Source organism: Pseudomonas baetica (assembly GCF_019733355.1).
Classification (GTDB): Bacteria; Pseudomonadota; Gammaproteobacteria; order Pseudomonadales; family Pseudomonadaceae; genus Aquipseudomonas; species Aquipseudomonas baetica_A.
Window position 1 is genome coordinate 43097 of record NZ_JAIHLQ010000023.1, and the last position, 17671, is coordinate 60767.

15 protein-coding genes are annotated in these 17671 nt (G+C 61.3%); 8 read left to right on the plus strand and 7 right to left on the minus strand.

What is annotated here, in order from left to right; translation table 11 throughout:
• Positions 1 to 69 precede the first annotated feature (69 nt).
• From K5E40_RS20790 to pilG, 6 genes are all read right to left on the minus strand, one after another.
• Positions 70 to 540 (minus strand): chemotaxis protein CheW, encoded by a 471-nt coding sequence (locus K5E40_RS20790; RefSeq protein WP_221732370.1) that lies wholly within the window; start codon positions 538 to 540, stop codon positions 70 to 72.
• Positions 533 to 6442 carry an Hpt domain-containing protein gene (locus K5E40_RS20795; protein WP_221732371.1) on the minus strand — a complete coding sequence of 1970 codons (5910 nt, stop codon included), beginning with the start codon at positions 6440 to 6442 and terminating at the stop codon, positions 533 to 535. Before K5E40_RS20795 ends, K5E40_RS20790 begins: the two co-directional genes overlap by 8 nt.
• Before the next feature lie 11 nt (positions 6443 to 6453).
• Positions 6454 to 8514, minus strand: a complete 2061-nt coding sequence (locus K5E40_RS20800) for a methyl-accepting chemotaxis protein (RefSeq protein WP_221732372.1) — start codon at positions 8512 to 8514, stop codon at positions 6454 to 6456.
• A 141-nt stretch (positions 8515 to 8655) separates the two neighbouring features.
• Positions 8656 to 9195 (minus strand): chemotaxis protein CheW, encoded by a 540-nt coding sequence (locus K5E40_RS20805; RefSeq protein ID WP_221732373.1) that lies wholly within the window; start codon positions 9193 to 9195, stop codon positions 8656 to 8658.
• 10 nt (positions 9196 to 9205) lie between these two features.
• A complete protein-coding gene (pilH, locus tag K5E40_RS20810; protein ID WP_221732374.1) occupies positions 9206 to 9571 on the minus strand; it encodes a twitching motility response regulator PilH in 366 nt (121 codons plus the stop codon).
• A gap of 60 nt (positions 9572 to 9631) precedes the next feature.
• Complete coding sequence (gene pilG, locus K5E40_RS20815; RefSeq protein ID WP_221732375.1) at positions 9632 to 10036, minus strand: twitching motility response regulator PilG; 405 nt, start codon at positions 10034 to 10036, stop codon at positions 9632 to 9634.
• Between the two features lie 225 nt (positions 10037 to 10261).
• On the opposite strand from pilG, the gene gshB reads away from it, so the two are divergent.
• From gshB to K5E40_RS20850, 7 genes are all read left to right on the plus strand, one after another.
• On the plus strand, positions 10262 to 11215 hold the full coding sequence (gene gshB / locus K5E40_RS20820; RefSeq protein WP_221732376.1) for a glutathione synthase: 954 nt from the start codon (positions 10262 to 10264) through the stop codon (positions 11213 to 11215).
• Between the two features lie 77 nt (positions 11216 to 11292).
• On the plus strand, positions 11293 to 12192 hold the full coding sequence (locus tag K5E40_RS20825) for an energy transducer TonB (RefSeq protein WP_221732377.1): 900 nt from the start codon (positions 11293 to 11295) through the stop codon (positions 12190 to 12192).
• 171 nt (positions 12193 to 12363) lie between these two features.
• A complete protein-coding gene (locus tag K5E40_RS20830) occupies positions 12364 to 12936 on the plus strand; it encodes a YqgE/AlgH family protein (RefSeq protein WP_221732378.1) in 573 nt (190 codons plus the stop codon).
• A complete protein-coding gene (gene ruvX, locus K5E40_RS20835) occupies positions 12936 to 13373 on the plus strand; it encodes a Holliday junction resolvase RuvX (protein ID WP_008077844.1) in 438 nt (145 codons plus the stop codon). The genes K5E40_RS20830 and ruvX overlap by 1 nt, the downstream gene beginning before the upstream one ends.
• Before the next feature lie 97 nt (positions 13374 to 13470).
• Entirely contained in the window at positions 13471 to 13977 is a 507-nt protein-coding gene (gene pyrR, locus K5E40_RS20840) for a bifunctional pyr operon transcriptional regulator/uracil phosphoribosyltransferase PyrR (RefSeq protein WP_221732379.1), read from the plus strand.
• 27 nt (positions 13978 to 14004) lie between these two features.
• The gene (locus K5E40_RS20845; protein WP_221732380.1) at positions 14005 to 15009 is read left to right on the plus strand and encodes an aspartate carbamoyltransferase catalytic subunit; all 1005 of its coding nucleotides are present in this window, start codon (positions 14005 to 14007) and stop codon (positions 15007 to 15009) included.
• Positions 15006 to 16277: a dihydroorotase gene (locus tag K5E40_RS20850; protein ID WP_221732381.1), complete on the plus strand. Its 1272-nt coding sequence runs from the start codon at positions 15006 to 15008 to the stop codon at positions 16275 to 16277. Before K5E40_RS20845 ends, K5E40_RS20850 begins: the two co-directional genes overlap by 4 nt.
• Before the next feature lie 73 nt (positions 16278 to 16350).
• Here the strand turns inward: K5E40_RS20850 and K5E40_RS20855 are convergent, their stop codons facing one another.
• A complete protein-coding gene (locus K5E40_RS20855) occupies positions 16351 to 16785 on the minus strand; it encodes a TM2 domain-containing protein (protein WP_221732382.1) in 435 nt (144 codons plus the stop codon).
• 248 nt (positions 16786 to 17033) lie between these two features.
• On the opposite strand from K5E40_RS20855, the gene K5E40_RS20860 reads away from it, so the two are divergent.
• Positions 17034 to 17651: a C40 family peptidase gene (locus K5E40_RS20860; RefSeq protein WP_221732383.1), complete on the plus strand. Its 618-nt coding sequence runs from the start codon at positions 17034 to 17036 to the stop codon at positions 17649 to 17651.
• Positions 17652 to 17671: the final 20 nt, after the last annotated feature.

Sequence of the window (17671 nt, forward strand, 5' to 3'; positions counted from 1 at the left end):
ATGAAATGCAGGCACCTGTGGGAGCGGGCTTGCTCGCGAAGAGGTCAGTCAGAGCCCCAAAATGCTCGATCAGTGAGCGAGGCCAGCCCCCACCAACAACTGCTCCAGCCCCAACAAATCCGGGACCTTTGCCACTTGTTCGCCAACCTGCACCGCTGCCTGCTCCAACGCACACAACGGCACATCGACATAGCTCAACTGGCTATCGAGTTTGTAAGACCGAGGAATCCCCTGCACCAGAAGCGCAATGAACTTCAGCTCCGGCAACCCGCCGAGGGCATTGAGAATGACGATCCGTGCCCGTTCGCCGATGACGATTTTCTGCCCGCACGCCGACTCGAAACTGAGCAACGGAATCTGCCGTTCACGCCAACTCACCCGCCCCAGATACCACGGCGGCGTGTCCAGATCGAACGCGCTGGCCTGGTAGTCGATCAACTCGGCCACCGCGACGTTGGGCAGAATCAGGTTGCGATCGGCCAGCGGCAGCAGCAGGCCGGTGAGTTGGCTGTTACGCGCATTGTACCGGCGCTCATGCATGTTTCTTGCTCCAGTGGGCAATGCTCTCGAGCAGCACCGATTCCTGATACGGCTTGCCGAGGTAGTCGTTGACGCCGATGGCCATGGCGCGGTCGCGGTGTTTCTGCCCCGTGCGTGAGGTGATCATGATGATCGGCAGGTGTTGCAGGCGTTCGTCGTGGCGCACTTGGGTGGCGACTTCGAAGCCGTCCATGCGCGGCATTTCGATGTCGAGCAACATCAGGTCGGGCATGTGTTCTTCCAGCAGCAACATGGCATCGACCCCGTCCTTGGCGGTCAGCACATTCATGCCGTGACGTTCGAGCAAACGGCTGGTGACCTTGCGCACGGTGACCGAGTCGTCGACCACCATCACCAGCAGCGGTTTGTGCGGTTCGCTGTCGATGTCCGGCAGCGCCGGATGTCGCGCAACGCGCGCCTGCATCGCCCGGATCGGCGCCAGCAAATCAAGAATCAGCACCACCCGGCCATCGCCGAGAATCGTCGCGCCGGACACGCCCTGCACCGCCGCAAACTGCGGGCCGAGGCTCTTGACCACAATCTCGCGGGTACCGGCCATGGCGTCGACCAGCACGGCGACGCGGCGGTCGTTGCACTGCACCAGCAGCACCGGCAACGGCAAGCTCTGACCGATCAGTTTGGGGCGCGGCGCGGTTTTGAGCAGCTCGCCCAAATAGCACAATTCATAGCGTTGCCCGGCGTATTGATAGCTCGGCGGATCGTGGCGCAAATGCCCCTCCAGATCATTCGGCAATACGCGAACAATGCCCTCGATGGTGTTCAGCGGTATCGCGTACTGGTCTTCAAAGCACTGCACCATCAGCGCACGGTTGACCGACACAGTGAACGGCAGGCGAATGCGGAAATGCACGCCCTGCCCAGGCACCGAGTCGATGCTCATGCTGCCGCCCAGTTGCCGGACTTCTTCGTGAACCACGTCCATGCCGACGCCGCGCCCGGAAATCTGGGTGATTTTTTCGGCGGTGGAAAACCCCGGCTGGAGGATGAATTGCAACACGTCGCGGTCGCTGATCTCGGCCTGCGCGGCGAGCATGCCGCGCTTGATCGCTTTGCGGCGCACGGCGTCCAGCGGCACCCCGGCGCCGTCGTCGCGGATGTCGAAAATGATGTCGCCGCCCTCGCGGGACAGGTCGAGGCGGATCTGCCCTTGCGCAGGTTTGCCCGCCGCCAACCGCACTTCGGCGGTTTCCAGCCCGTGGTCAACGGCGTTGCGCAGCATGTGTTCCAGCGGTGCGGCCATGCGCTCAAGCACGTTGCGATCCATCTCGCCTTCGGCGTTGCCAACGACGAACGCGACATCTTTGTTCAGCTCTTCGGCGACCTGGCGGACGATGCGTTTGAGGCGCGGCAACATCCGCTCGAACGGCACCATGCGCGAGCGCATCAGGCCTTCCTGTAATTCGGTGTTGATCCGCCCTTGCTGCTGCAGCAGGTTTTCCGCGTCCTGATTGCGTCGATCCAGCGTTTCCTTGAGATCGAGCAGGTCGGAGGCGGATTCGAACAGGGCCCGCGAAAGTTGCTGCAACTGCGAGTGACGGTCCATTTCCAGCGGATCGAATTCTTCGTAACCGAGGCGCTCGGCGTCCACTTGCTGACGGCTAAGGATGCGTCCCTGGGTTTCGGTGTCGAGGCGGCGCAACTGATCGCGCATGCGCTCGATGGTGGTTTCCATCTCGTTGAGCGCCACTTGCGCGTCGTTGACTTGCTGTTCGATGCGGCCCCGGAAAATCGAGGTTTCCCCGGCCAGGTTAACCAGATCGTCGAGCAGTTCGGCGGAGACCTTGACCATGTCCGCACCCGCGTCCGGGGCGGGCGCCGTGGTTTCGGTTTTAACCGCCAGAGGCAACAGCGGCGGCGTGTCGAGGCTCGCCGGGTGACTGAAATTCTGAATCGCATTGATCAGGCGATCCGCCGGCGGGCACGGTTGCCCGGCGCGCACAGCATCGAGCATTTGCGCCAATCGGTCATGGCCGCGCTGCACCAGGGCGAACAGCTCGCCCGAGGTTTGCAGCGTGGCCGCCGAGACGCTTTCGTAAAGGTATTCCAGCTCATGAGCGAGGTCGCCGATGGGACCGATCTCGACCATCCGCGCGCCGCCCTTGAGGGTGTGCAGATCGCGCAGCAGGGTCTCGACTTCCTGACGATTGCCCGGCTCGGCTTGCCAGCGCAGCAGCGCGGCGCCGGAGTTTTCGATGATGTCGAAACCTTCTTCGAGGAAGATTTCCAGCAGTTCCGGATCGTGCCCGGCGCTGTCGTGATCCGTCGTCGGCTGGTGTGTCTCGCTCAGCGACTGCCCCTGGCGCAGCTGTCGAATGGTTTCAATCAGCTCCTGCGCCGGGGTCAGCGACTGATGGTTTTGCAACTGATCAAGCAACTGAGCCAACCGGTCATGGCTCTTGTGCAGCAAGCGGTCCAAGGCTTCGTTATGGCTGTAGCGCCGATCGAGCAGCCCTTCATAAAGGCTTTCCAGTTCCTGAGCCAGATCGCCGATGGCCTCGACCTCAGCCATCCGCGCGCCGCCCTTTAGGGTGTGCAGGTCGCGTTGCAAGGACGACAGCGGCGCGGTGTTGTCAGGGTCTTTCAACCAGCGCTGCAAGGCCTGGCCGGAACTGTCGAGAATGTCCACCGCCTCTTCGAGGAAGATCTCGACAATCTCGTCATCCGGCGCAGCAGACGCAGCGGTTTGTGACAGTTCGGCCGTCGCCGCACCCAGTTCGCGGATGCTCAGGCTGCGGCTGCCATCGCTGCGGATCAAGCCCATGGACGACGGGTCGAGACTCTCATCGAGCAGGTCATGCAAGGCACGAATCCGCTCAGGCTGCGGCGTGACTTCCTGACCGGCAGCCAGTTCGTCGAGCATGTTGATCAGCGCTTCGTGGGCGTTCTGCGCTTCCTGAAAAAACCTGTCACTGACCGCCAGGCTGCTTTCTTCGACGGCCCCATAAAGGTCGAGCAAGGCTTCGCACAACACGTCGACCGGCAGCAGATCCGCCAGGTGCGCACCTTCGCCGAGGGTGGTCAGTTCGTCCAGCAACGCGCTGAGTTCCTGACGTTCGCCGGGGTGCTGCTGCCAGCGCTGCAAGAGGCTTTCGGCGTCGAGCAGGATGTCCATGCCCTGGGCGAGGAAATTGTTGATCAGTTGCGGGTCGCGCTTGACGCGCAGGCCGGTGTTCAGCGCATTGAGGATCGATTCCAGACGTTCGGCAAGCAGTGTTTCCGTGCGTTTGATCAGCGACTGAGCACCGACAATCGGTGCCAGCGGATCGTGCTTTAGCTGACGCAGGCCGACCCGAAACAGGCCTTCGGCTTCAAGCAGCAATTCCACCTCATCAAGGTCCAGCGCCAGTTGATGGGCCTTGAATTCGCGAGCGAGTTTATCGAGCGGGGCGGCCAGTTCGGCAATCGGCGAAACACCGGCCATCGATGCACTGCCCTTGAGGGTGTGCAACGCGCGCTGCAACTCGTCGCTGGCTTGCAGCGGCACATGTTCGGCGGCTTGATCGAGGAAACGATTGAGGCTGACGAGATGGTTTTCGGCCTCGTTGCGAAAGATCTCCAGCAACAAGGGGTCGAGCGCCGCGACGTCATCGACGTCTTCGGCGGCCAGCGGCTCGTCACCCTTGGCCAGGGCGTGGGCGCGGGCGGCGAGTTGATCGACATCGCTGCGCTGGCGTTGACGTTGGGTGGCGAACTCGCTGATCAGCTCCGGCAGCAATAGCACGGTGTCGCCAAGCAGTTGCTGCACGATCGAGCCGGGCTCGACGCTCTGTTCCAGCACGCGATTGAGCAGGTTTTCCATCGCCCACGCCAGCTCCCCGAGGATCAACGCACGCACCATGCGTCCGCTGCCCTTGAGGGTATGGAAGGCGCGGCGCAGTTCGCTCAGCGCGGCACGATCCTGCGGATTGGCCGTCCAGCGCGGCAGGTATTCGTGGAGGACTTCGAGGACTTCGTCGGTCTCTTCGAGGAACACTTCGCGCAGTTCATCGTCGACCGGTTCTTCATCCGCCGGCGGCGGCATCAGGCTGCCGGGGGTGATCAGTGCCGGTGGGTTGACCGCCGACACCGGGCTGGCCAGCACATCCGCCAGCGACTGGACGATGTGCGGGTCGTCGAGCGCCTGCATGTCTTGCATCACCAGCGCTTCGCTGGGGCTGAGCACATCGTCGAGCACCGGCACATGCTGTTCGTTGGGCTGCTCGTCGGGAAAGAAACCGAGGCTGGCGAGGGACTTTTGCGCGACGTCCAACAGTTGCTCGCTCGGCGCCAGTGGGTCATCGCTCAAACGCTCAAGGTAATACTCAAGACTGGTAATGACGTCGGCGAGGTTGTCCAGTTGCTGCCAGCCCGGTTCGTGCGGATCGAGTAGCAGGTGTTCGCGGATAAAACCATTGCAGGCCTCAACCAGATTGGCCGCGCGACTGAGCGCAATCACCGCCAGCGCACCGCGCACCTGGGTCAGCAGCGCCGGCAGCGGCAGCAGATGCTGGCGATCCCAGTCGGCGTCGATGTAGTCGACGATCATGTCCTTGGCCTGTTGCAGGCAAATGCGCGCTTCCTTGATCACGATCTGGTGGATCTGCGTCAGGTCGGTGGTCGGCAGGCGCGAATCTTCCGGGCTTTGCGGCTCGACGGTTCCGACCATGCCGGCCAGCGTTGCTTCGACATACAGCAGCGCCCCGGCGACGTCCATCAGGATGGCGTCGTTCGGCTCGCGCTGGCCTTGAGCGAGGCTGAGCACCACCGCCAGTTGATCGATGATGACTTTGCGCGGCTGGCCGAAACCGAGCACCGCGAGGGTGTCGGCGATCTGCCGCAGCGGCGCCAGAAGCGTCTCCAGATCCGAGATGTGCTGACGGTCGCTGCGCACGAACAGGTCCAGGCGCTCCTTGACCCGCACCAGTTCTTCACACAACGCCGCCAGCACCGAGCGCATCGCGTCGCGGTCGGGGCCGGCCAGGCGCGTGCGCTCTTCGTCGACCATCGCGCTGTCGGGCAACGCGTCGTCCAGAGAGTAGTGATCTTTCATGGTCAGCATCTGCCCGGTGGGATGTTCGGCTTTGGCAATATAGAACAACAGGCTTTTGAGCAGCTCCGGCGGTGGCGGCTGGTTGAGGCCGGCCATGCCCTGTTCGAGCAGACGTTTGAGTTCCTTGTCAGCATCCTTGAGCAGGCTGCGCAGCGCCGGGCTGTTGGCGATCTCGCCTTGGCGCATGCCTTCGACCAAGGCTGATGCCACCTGCCACAAGGGGCTCAACGGCGCATTGCCGCTCAAGGCTTCGAGGCGGGTGAAGACCTTCGCCAGATAATCGAGGTGCGTCTGATCGTCCTGCTCGCGCAGCAAACCGACCAAGGCCATTTGCAGCATCTGGCGCCATTTACGCAGCATGTTTGGCAGTTCTGCCGGCGCCAGCAATGCCAGCGCTTCTGCGCTCAGGGGCGGCAGTTCGGGCAGTTGTGGGCTGAACAGGCTGGTTTCCGAAAGCAGGCTTTCGCCCCGGGCACTGCGCAAATCGTTGAGCAGCGGCAGCACCACCAACGGCAGATCGCGCCGAGCGTTCTGCACGCGATCAAGGTAGATCGGCAATTGCCCAAGGGCTTGCAGCAACAGGTGCAGGGCTTCGTCGCGATGGCTGACACGCTCGTGTTGCAGGGCTTCGACCAGTTGCTCCATTTCTTCGGCCAGCAGTGCCGCGCCATAGAACTCGACCATCTGCAGGCTGCCGTGGACCTGATGGATGTAATCCAGGCACTCGTCCAGCCCAGGCGTCGCCTGCGGATCATCGAGCACGGTTTCAATGGCCTGATGCGCCTGTTTCAGCGTTTCGGCTATTTCGCCTTTGACCCACTCGAGGGCCACATAGTCGTGGCGATCACCCATAGCAGCTCCAATCACACTTTATCCGTCGCCGACGCGGAGGCCGCCGGCAAGGTGAAGCCGGACACCGAGCGGCGCAACTGACTGGCCATTTTTGCCAGGTTGCCGATGCTCTCGGCGGTGGCCGTGGAGCCGGACGAGGTCTGCGAAGTGATCTGCTGGATCACGTTCATCGTCAGCGAAATTTGCCCAGCCGATGACGTCTGCTGCTGCGCCGCATTGGAGATGCTCTGAATCAGCGCCGCGAGCGTCTTGGACACGCCTTCGATTTCTTCCAGGGCCACACCGGCATCCTGCGCCAGCCGTGCGCCGCGCACCACTTCGGTGGTGGTCTGCTCCATCGAGATCACCGCTTCGTTGGTGTCCGTCTGGATCGCCCGCACCAGGGTTTCGATCTGCCGGGTGGCGGCGGACGAGCGCTCGGCCAGCCGCTGCACTTCGTCGGCCACCACGGCAAAACCGCGTCCGGCATCACCGGCCATCGACGCCTGAATCGCGGCGTTGAGGGCCAGAATGTTGGTCTGATCGGCAATGTCGTCGATCAGGCTGACGATATCGCCGATCTCCTGCGAAGACTCGCCCAAGCGCTTGATGCGTTTAGCGGTGTCTTGAATCTGCTCGCGAATGTTGTCCATGCCGTGGATGGTGTTGTGCACCACCTCGTTGCCCTTGTTGGCGATCTCTACCGAGCGCTCGGCCACCGCCGACGATTCGGCGGCGTTGGCCGAGACCTGATCGATGGACTGGGCCATGTCGCTGATCGCGGTCGAGGCTTCGGAAATCTGCTGGGCCTGGTGTTCCGAAGCCTGGGCCAGGTGCATGGCGGTGGCCTGGGTTTCCTGCACCGCTGCGGCGACCTGGCCGGCGGTGAGGTTGATGGTTGCGACCAGATCGCGCAGTTGGTCGACGGAATAGTTGATCGAGTCGGCGATGGTGCCGGTGAAGTCTTCGGTTACCGAGGCGGTCACGGTCAGGTCGCCGTCGGCGAGGTCTTCGATTTCGTCGAGCAGTCGCATGATCGCGTTCTGGTTGCGCTCGTTTTTCTCGGCGGTCTCGCGCAGTTGGCGATTGGTTTCACGCACCATCACCAGGCCGATAAGGATGATCGAGGCCAGCGCCAGCAACCCCAGCACATAGCCACCGATGGTGTCGGTGTTGCGCCCGCCCGCCAGGTTTTCGAAACCGTTGGCCAGGTGCGAAGCTTCGTCGAGCAGGGTTTGCGACAGGTTGAAGATGTTGCTGGCCGACTCGCGAACCTTGAACAGTTCCGGCGAGGTTTCGAGGATTTCATCCACGGAGCCGGAGACGAACTGGAACAGTTCGGAAATTTCACTCAAGCGTGCACGGGCGTCGCGGTCTTCGACCTGGCTGATTTTCAGCGTCGGGTTGCCCTGAAGCATGCCGTTGAGTACCTGGCCGAAACGGGTGGCGTCGCGGCCAAAGGCATCAGCAGCTTGTTGGGAGTTCTCATCACCGGCAAGCACCGTGTTGACCGCGCCGAGGATGCGTTCGGCCAACAGCGATTGGCGCTGAGCCATCGCCACTTGGGCGGCCGGAGCGCCGCGCTGGAGGAGGATCTCGACGACTTTTTCGTATTCGATCTGCAACTGCGGCACGGTTTCGGCCAGGGTCGCGGCGACTTGATGCAGGGACAGTACGGTCTGTTCGCTGGAGAGAATGGCGTCGGTGTTTTTCAGCAGTCGCTCCCAGTCCAGTTGCACGGCGCGCATTTCCGGGCGCACGGCAGACGGCGCGGGTGGCAGGCCGGTGGCCGGGTCACCCTTTTTCAAATAACCCCAACGCTGGGCAAAATCATTGCGCGCATCACTGAGCAACTTGAACGCAGCCGCTTTGCCGGCAGCGGCTTCGGTGGCGTTCTTGGCGATACGCTGCGAGAGCACGCGCAGCTCACCGGCGTGGCCGATGTACTGTTTGTCGTGGTTCGCCTGGGTGTTGAGGTAGGCGAAGTTGGCGAACAGCAGCATGATGAACACGATCAGTGCGATGAACAGCACGACGATCTGCGAGCGACTGCGCGATCCTTCCGCCGACTTGCCTGTGTTTGCTTTTGTCATCGGTCCTCGCCTATGAAACCTGCCGCATTCAATGTGGCAGCGGGCTTGCTCGCGAATGCGGTGGGTCAGCCAGCATCGAATTGAATGTCAGACCGTATTCGCGAGCAAGCCCGCTCCCACATGGGATTTGTGGTGTTTCGACTAAATTGCGACGCTCATGAACACCGGGGATTTTGCCAGCGAAAACAGGCTGAACACCCGCCAGTTCTGCTCGCGTCGGAAATACCCTTTGACGAACTCAGCCTTGGAGCCCTGCCGTTTACTGATCGAAATGGGCTCGAAGCTGTCCTGATCGAAGTGCTGCAAACCGAAGACCTCATCGACCATCAGCCCGGCAAACACCTCGCCATGCTCGACCACCAATACCCGCCGCTGTTTACGCAGTGGCGACAGTTCATGTCCGAAGAAACCGCACAGGTCCATGACCGGCAACAAGCGCCCCCGCAGATTAGCGACCCCTTTGACCCACGGCTTGACCCCGGGCAACTGAGTGAAACGCGGTTCATGCAGCACTTCGCTGACTTCGCCCATCGGCGCCACATACCAGTGCTCGCCGAGGCGAAAGCCGATGCCGCTCCAGCGATCCTGGCGCGCCGGTTGCGACGGCAGGTCCGCCGCCAGCAAGCGGCAGCGCTGGTCGATCTGCCAGAGCAGTTCGAACGCGGTCAGCGATTCGCTCATGGTTGCGCGATCAGCCTTTGAGGACGTTGTTCAGGGTTTTGATCAGGGTCTCTTCGTCGACGGGTTTGGTCAGGTAGTCCCTGGCGCCCTGACGAGTGCCCCAGACCTTGTCGGTTTCCTGATCCTTGGTGGTGATGATGATCACCGGGATGTGGCTGGTATCGGCGTCCTTGGTCAACTGACGGGTCGCCTGAAAGCCGTTGAGGCCGGGCATGACGATGTCCATCAGTACCGCGTCAGGTTTTTCCTGACGGGCCAGCGCGACACCGTCGGCGCCGTTTTCGGCTTTCAGCACTTCGTGGCCGTGCTTTTCCAGCATGCCGGTCAGTTTGTACATTTCAGTCGGCGAATCATCGACGATCAGGATACGTGCCATGGTCTTCCCCATTTTTCTTGTCGACATCCGGCCCGCTGGCCGAGCGTCACTGTGCGTGTCTTACTGCGGCAAAACAGCGGCGAAGCCCGGAACATGGGCCTGAATCGCGTTGAGCAGTTCTTCCTTGCTGAAAGGCTTGGTCAAAAATTGATCAGAACCGACAATCCGGCCCTTGGCCTTGTCGAACAACCCGTCCCTGGACGACAGCATGATCACCGGCGTTTCCTTGAACGCGCTGTTGTTCTTGATTAAAGCGCAGGTCTGATAACCATCCAGACGCGGCATCATGATGTCGACAAAAATGATTCCGGGATGGTTGTCGGCGATCTTCGCCAACGCGTCGAAACCGTCAATCGCCGTGATCACTTCGCAGCCGACATTTTTCAACAATGTTTCGGCGGTGCGACGAATCGTTTTGGAGTCGTCGATCACCATGACCTTCAAGGCGCTGGACTGCTGTTCCATAAGGGGGCTCTACCGTCGCCTTTGCGAATCAAATTGTCCGTTTTGTGATGACTGATGGCCGGAAACCCTTGATGTTCAAGGGCCAGCACGGCATGGCAGCCTTTTTAGCACAGTCTCCAGATGCAATCTATCGACGGGTTTTTCCTTGACCGCAAACCCGCCCGGCGCCACTCTGGCGGCACTTTTTTCATACCGATCCGGTAGCCAATTTTCGAGGAAAACCCAATGAGCGTTCGCGTCGGGATTGTCATGGACCCTATCGCCAGCATCTCCTATAAAAAGGATAGCTCGCTGGCCATGCTGCTGGCTGCGCAAAAGCGTGGCTGGGAGCTGTTCTATATGGAGCAGCGCGACCTGTATCAGGGCGAAGGTCAGGCCCGGGCGCGCATGAAGCCGCTGAAAGTCTTCGCCAACCCGGAAAAATGGTTTGAGCTGGACGCCGAGCAGGACAACCTGCTGAGCGATCTGGACGTGATCCTGATGCGCAAGGATCCACCGTTCGACATGGAGTTCGTCTACTCCACTTATCTGCTCGAACAAGCCGAAACCGCGGGCGTGCTGGTGGTCAACAAGCCGCAGAGCCTGCGCGACTGCAATGAAAAGCTGTTCGCCACGCTGTTCCCGCAGTGCACGCCACCGACCGTGGTCAGCCGCCGCGCGGATGTGTTGCGTGAATTCGCCGCCAAACACGGCGACGTGATCCTCAAGCCGCTGGACGGCATGGGCGGCACGTCGATCTTCCGCCACCGTGCAGGCGATCCGAACCTCTCGGTGATTCTGGAAACCCTGACCGCCCTCGGCGGCCAGCAGATCATGGGTCAGGCTTACCTGCCAGCCATCAAGGACGGCGACAAGCGCATTCTGATGATCGACGGCGAGCCGGTGGATTACTGCCTGGCGCGGATTCCGGCGCAGGGCGAAACCCGTGGCAACCTCGCGGCCGGTGGCCGTGGTGAAGCGCGGCCGCTGACCGACAAGGATCGCTGGATCGCCGCTCAGGTCGGCCCGACCTTGCGCGAGAAAGGCCTGTTGTTCGTCGGCCTGGACGTGATTGGCGAGCACCTGACCGAGATCAACGTCACCAGCCCGACCTGCATCCGTGAAATCGATAACGCGTTTGGCACCGACATTGGTGGCCTGTTGATGGATGCCATCGATCAGAAGCTTCAAGCTCGTTGAGATAGAACAACCAAGATGCGACCAACATTGCGTTATCATGCCCCGCCTCTGAAAAACGCGATGTTGGTTTCCTTGTCATGACCCTCCCGTCCGATCTGCCCACTGAACTCGCCCATCGCGGCGTGCGCCCGGCCGATCGCCTCGGATTTACCCTGTTTCTCGCGGTGCTGATTCATTTGGCGCTGCTGCTTGGCGTCGGCTTCTCGATGGTCGAGCCCAAGCAGATCAGCAAAACCCTGGAAATCACCCTCGCCACCTTCAAGAGCGAAAAGAAGCCCCAGAAAGCTGACTTTCTGGCGCAGGAACATCAGGAAGGCAGCGGCACCCTCGACAAGAAGGCGATCCCCAAGACCACCGAAGTCGCGCCGTTCCAGGACAATCAGGTCAAAAAGGTCACCCCGCCACCGGCCGCCAAACCGCCAGTGCAGGAAGCCGCGCCCAAGGCTGCCGTGACCACGGTCGCGCCAAAGCCGAAAAAAGCGCCAACCAAGAAAGAAGAACCCAAGACCGCAGTCAAACCGACCGTCGACGCGCCGCAGTTCGACAGCTCGCAACTGTCCAGCGACATCGCCAGCCTCGAAGCAGAACTGGCCAAGGAACAACAGCTGTACGCCAAACGCCCACGCATCCACCGTTTGAGCGCCGCGTCGACCATGCGTGACAAGGGCGCCTGGTACAAAGACGATTGGCGCAAGAAGGTCGAGCGCATCGGCAACCTCAATTACCCCGACGAAGCGCGGCGCAAACAGATCTACGGCAATTTGCGGCTGTTGGTCTCGATCAACCGCGACGGTTCTCTGTATGAAGTGCTGGTGCTGGAATCGTCCGGCCATCCGCTGCTGGATCAGGCGGCACAGCGCATCGTCCGACTGGCGGCGCCGTTTGCACCGTTTACCGGCGATCTGTCAGATATCGACCGACTGGAAATCATCCGCACCTGGAAATTCGCCCGGGGTGACCGGTTGTCCAGCAACTGAATACACCGCAGCCCCCTGTGGGAGCGAGCCTGCTCGCGATAGCAATCTGCCTGACAGTGCAATTTTGAGTCTGCCGACCTCGTCGCGAGCAGGCTCACTCCTACATTTGATCGGTGTGTTGCTTACATCCCCAGCTTGTCAGTTCGCCCCTTGAACGCCACACTAGCGCACATGAAAAACGTCAGCCCCAGCTACCTCAAGCACCAATTCCTGATCGCCATGCCCCACATGGCCGACCCGAACTTTGCCCACACCTTGACCTACATCGTCGAGCACACGGCCAATGGCGCCATGGGCATTGTGGTCAACAGGCCGCAAGAGCTGAATCTGGCTGACATCCTTGAGCAATTGCGCCCGGAAATCGACCCGCCTGCGCTCTGCCAGCATGTGCCGATTTTCATCGGCGGCCCGGTACAAACCGATCGCGGCTTTGTCCTGCACCCGGCGGGCAAGACCTTCCAGGCCACCGCCCAGCTCGACGGCGATCTGGCCCTGTCCACCTCGCAGGACGTGCTGTTCGCCATTGCTGACGGCGTGGGCCCGGCGAAAAGCCTGATCGCCCTCGGCTACGCCGGTTGGGAAGCCGGGCAACTGGAGGCCGAAATGGCCGACAACGCCTGGCTGACCTGCCCGTACGACGCCGACATCCTGTTCAACACCAGCAGCGAATTACGCCTTGAAGCGGCGGCCAGGCACTTGGGAATCAACCTCAATCTGCTGACCAGCCAGGCAGGTCACGCCTGATGGCCCTGCGCTTGATTCTTGGCTTCGACTACGGCACCAAACAGATCGGCGTTGCCGTCGGCCAGGTGATCACCGGCCAAGCCCGCGAACTCTGCACCTTGAAAGCGCAGAACGGCGTGCCCGACTGGAACCAGGTCGAGGCCCTTATAAAGGAATGGAAACCCGACGCCGTGGTGGTCGGCTTGCCGCTGAACATGGACGGTACGCCGAGCGAGATGTGCCTGCGCGCCGAGAAATTCGCCCGCCGCCTCAACGGCCGCTTCAACGTGCCCTTCTATACCCACGACGAACGCCTGACCACGTTCGAGGCCAAGGGCGAGCGACTGGTGCGCGGCGGCCAGAAGGGCAGTTACCGCGACAACCCGGTGGACGCCATCGCCGCCGCGCTGCTGTTGCAGGGCTGGCTCGATGAAAACACTGCATTGTTTGAATCCTGACTGCATTTAATTCTGGAAAGCGCTACGGCGCTTTTCTTTTGGCTAAACCCCCAGCCACGTCCGGCAGGACACGGCTCGGGTCGAAGAAGGAGCAACCATGAGCCTGCCCAACCCCGCCGATCTGATCAGTCAGATGGCGACCCGCCTCAAGGCGCACCTTGCACAGCGTGATATCAGCGAACCGCGTTACATCGGCATCCGCACCGGCGGCATCTGGGTCGCGCAGGCTCTGCTCAAGGAACTGGGCAGCGACGCACCACTGGGCACGCTGGATGTCTCCTTCTACCGCGACGACTTCAGCCAGAACGGCCTGCACCCGCAAGTGCGTCCGTCCGCCCTGCCCTTCGAAATCGAAGGCCAGCATCTGGTATTGATCGACGACGTACTGATGAGCGGACGCACCATCCGCGCCGCCCTGAATGAACTGTTCGACTATGGCCGCCCGGCCAGTGTGACCCTGGTCTGCCTGCTCGATCTGGACGCTGGCGAGCTGCCGATCCGCCCGAACGTGGTCGGCGCAACGCTGTCGCTGGCCGCCCACGAGCGCGTGAAGCTGTCCGGCCCCGAGCCGTTGACGCTCGAACTGCAAGACCTGAATCCTTAATCCGCCCTATTGAGAGTCCCCCTCGCGATGACGCCTCTAGATACCAAGCGCCCGCTGCAGCTCAATGATCAGGGCCAGCTGCGCCACTTCCTCTCGCTCGACGGCCTGCGCCGCGAGTTGTTGACGGAAATCCTCGACACCGCCGACTCGTTCCTTGAAGTCGGTGCCCGCGCGGTGAAGAAAGTCCCGTTGCTGCGCGGCAAGACCGTGTGCAACGTGTTCTTCGAAAACTCCACCCGCACCCGCACCACCTTCGAAATGGCAGCCCAGCGGCTGTCGGCGGACGTGATCACCCTGAACGTGTCGACGTCGTCGGCCAGTAAAGGTGAAACCCTGCTCGACACCCTGCGCAACCTCGAAGCCATGGCCGCCGACATGTTCGTCGTACGCCACGGTGACTCCGGCGCCGCGCACTTCATCGCCGAGCATGTTTGCCCGCAAGTGGCGATCATCAATGGCGGCGACGGCCGTCACGCGCACCCGACCCAGGGCATGCTCGACATGCTCACCATTCGTCGGCACAAGGGCGGCTTCGAAAACCTCTCGGTGGCCATCGTCGGCGACATCCTGCACTCGCGGGTGGCGCGTTCGAACATGCTCGCGCTGAAAACCCTCGGCTGCCCGGATATCCGCGTAATCGCGCCGAAAACCCTGCTGCCGATCGGCATCGAGCAGTACGGCGTCAAGGTTTACACCGACATGACTGAAGGCCTGAAGGACGTTGACGTGGTGATCATGCTGCGCCTGCAGCGTGAACGCATGACCGGCGGCCTGCTGCCGAGCGAAGGCGAGTTCTATCGCTTGTTCGGCCTGACCACTGCACGTCTGGCCGGGGCCAAACCCGATTGCATCGTCATGCACCCGGGGCCGATCAACCGCGGGGTGGAGATCGAGTCCGCAGTGGCCGACGGCCCGCACTCGGTGATCCTCAACCAGGTGACCTACGGCATCGCGGTGCGTATGGCTGTGCTGTCGATGGCCATGAGCGGACAAACTGCGCAACGTCAATTCGAGCAGGAGAACGCCCAGTGAAGCTCAGCATTCTCGGCGCCCGCGTCATCGATCCAAGCAGCGGCCTGGATCAAATCACCGACATTCACGTTGAAGCCTGCAAGATCGTCGCCCTTGGCGCAGCGCCGGCCGGTTTCAACGCTGTAGAAACCATCGACGCCACAGGCCTTGTGGCCGCTCCGGGCCTGGTCGACTTGAACGTCGCCCTGCGCGAGCCGGGTTACAGCCGTAAGGGCACCATCGCCAGCGAAACACGCGCGGCGGCGGCCGGTGGCGTGACCAGCCTGTGCTGCCCGCCGAAAACCAAACCGGTGCTCGACACCTCCGCCGTGGCTGAGTTGATCCTCGACCGCGCCCGCGAGGCCGGTAACACCAAGGTGTTCCCGATTGGCGCGCTGAGCAAAGGCCTGGACGGCGAACAACTGGCCGAACTGATCGCGCTGCGTGACGCCGGTTGCGTCGCATTCGGCAATGGTCTGGAGAGTTTCCGCAACACCCGCACCCTGTGCCGGGCGCTGGATTACGCAGCCACCTTCGACCTGACCGTGATCTTCAACTCGCAGGATCACGATCTGGCCGACGGGGGGCTGGCCCACGAAGGCCCAACCGCCAGTTTCCTTGGCCTGCCGGGCATTCCGGAAACCGCTGAAACCGTGGCCTTGGCCCGGGACCTGCTGCTGGTCGAGCAAACCGGGGTGCGCGCGCACTTCAGCCAGTTGACCAGCGCTCGCGGCGTTGCGCTGATCGCTCAGGCGCAGGCCCGTGGTTTGAAAGTGACGGCAGACGTGGCGTTGTATCAGCTGATTCTGACCGACGAAGCGCTGATCGACTTCAGCAGCCTCTATCACGTCCAGCCGCCGCTGCGCACCCGCGCCGACCGCGATGGCCTGCGTGAGGCCGTGAAGTCGGGTGTGGTGTCGGCGATCTCCAGCCATCACCAACCCCACGAGCGTGACGCCAAACTGGCACCGTTCGGCGAGACCGAGCCAGGCATCAGCAGTGTTGAATTGCTGCTACCACTGGCGATGACGCTGGTTGAGGATGGCTTGCTCGATCTGCCGACCCTGCTGGCACGCCTGAGCGCAGGCCCAGCGCAGGCGCTGCGCCTGCCAGCGGGCAAACTGGCGGTGGGCGGTGCGGCGGATATCGTGCTGTTCGATCCGAAAGCCTCGACCGTGGCCGGTGAAGGCTGGCTGTCGAAGGGCGAGAACTGCCCATTCCTCGGTCACAGCTTGCCGGGTGTGGTTCGCTATACCCTGGTGGATGGGCGGATCAGCCACCAGGCTTGATACCGGGCTGGCTCCCACAAGGGATTTGTGTCGATCACAGATCCAGTGTGGGAGCGGGCTTGCTCACGAAGGCTTACTGGAAGGCACCGCGATTTTCGGCGTTACGCAGCGACACCTGATCATTCAGCGTCCAGAAGTCATACAGCACACCCACAAAGAACAACCCACCGGTCAGCAGGTACAGCACACCACTGATCCATTTGCCTTGGTACATCCGGTGCACACCGAGCACACCAAGGAACGTCAGCAGAATCCACGCCACGTTGTATTCGATCGGCCCTTCGGCAAAACGCAGATCCGCCTCGCGGTCCATCGCCGGGATCAGAAACACGTCGATCAGCCAGCCGATGCCTAACAAACCGAAGGTGAAAAACCAGATCGTCCCGGTCACCGGTTTGCCGTAGTAAAAGCGGTGAGCGCCGGTAAAACCGAAAATCCACAGCAGGTAGCCGATCACTTTGCTGTGGGTGTCTTTTTCCTTAACACGGGGTAACCGATAGCTGTTCATGAAGACCTCGTTGCACACGATAGATAAATATTCTTAAATTCTTTGTGACTTTTTTACAGGTGGCCGACGTATGGCAAATGTTAAGGTGACGTCCGTCAAACCCTTATAACACCGGACTTCTGTCAGACAATCGCGTCAATTTGCAGCTTATTTGGTTCCGTTGCCTCCCAATTGAATCGACCAACGGCCTCGGTAGGGACAAAAAAGCTGTTATAAAGTTGCGCGCTATCACCTAAGAGCCACGCCTAATGCGACCATTTTTCAAGACATGGCTAACTATTTGCCTATTAATGCCACTGGCCGCCCACGCCACCAATCGTGAGCAACGTCTTCCTAACGTTAACGGCTTTACCCCTAAATCCCATGCTTCTGCTCCATCGAGCAAAAGCAAACAGGTCAAACACACCACACTGAGCAGCAATGGCCACAGCAAGCTGCTTCCGCAGATGGCTAACAAAACCAGCAGCAACGTCCTCAGCCGTGCGGTGAACGTCCTCGGTACGCCTTACCGTTGGGGCGGCAGCAGCCCAAGTAAAGGCTTCGATTGCAGCGGCCTGGTGAAATACGCGTTCAACGACGCTACGTTCGACCTGCCACGCACCTCCAATGCCATGGCCAGCGGCCACGGCGTGAAAGTCGAGCGCAAGGATCTGAAGCCGGGCGATCTGATTTTCTTCAACATCAAGAGCCGTCGGGTCAATCACGTTGCGATCTACCTGGGCAACGACCGCTTCATCCACGCACCACGTCGTGGCAAAGCGGTGAGCATCGACACACTGAACAAACCGTACTGGCAAAAGCACTACGTCGTTGCCAAACGTGTATTGCCCAACGAGTCGAAGCAGATGCGCGTGGTTCAGCGCTGAGCTGACTGATCCAGAATCTG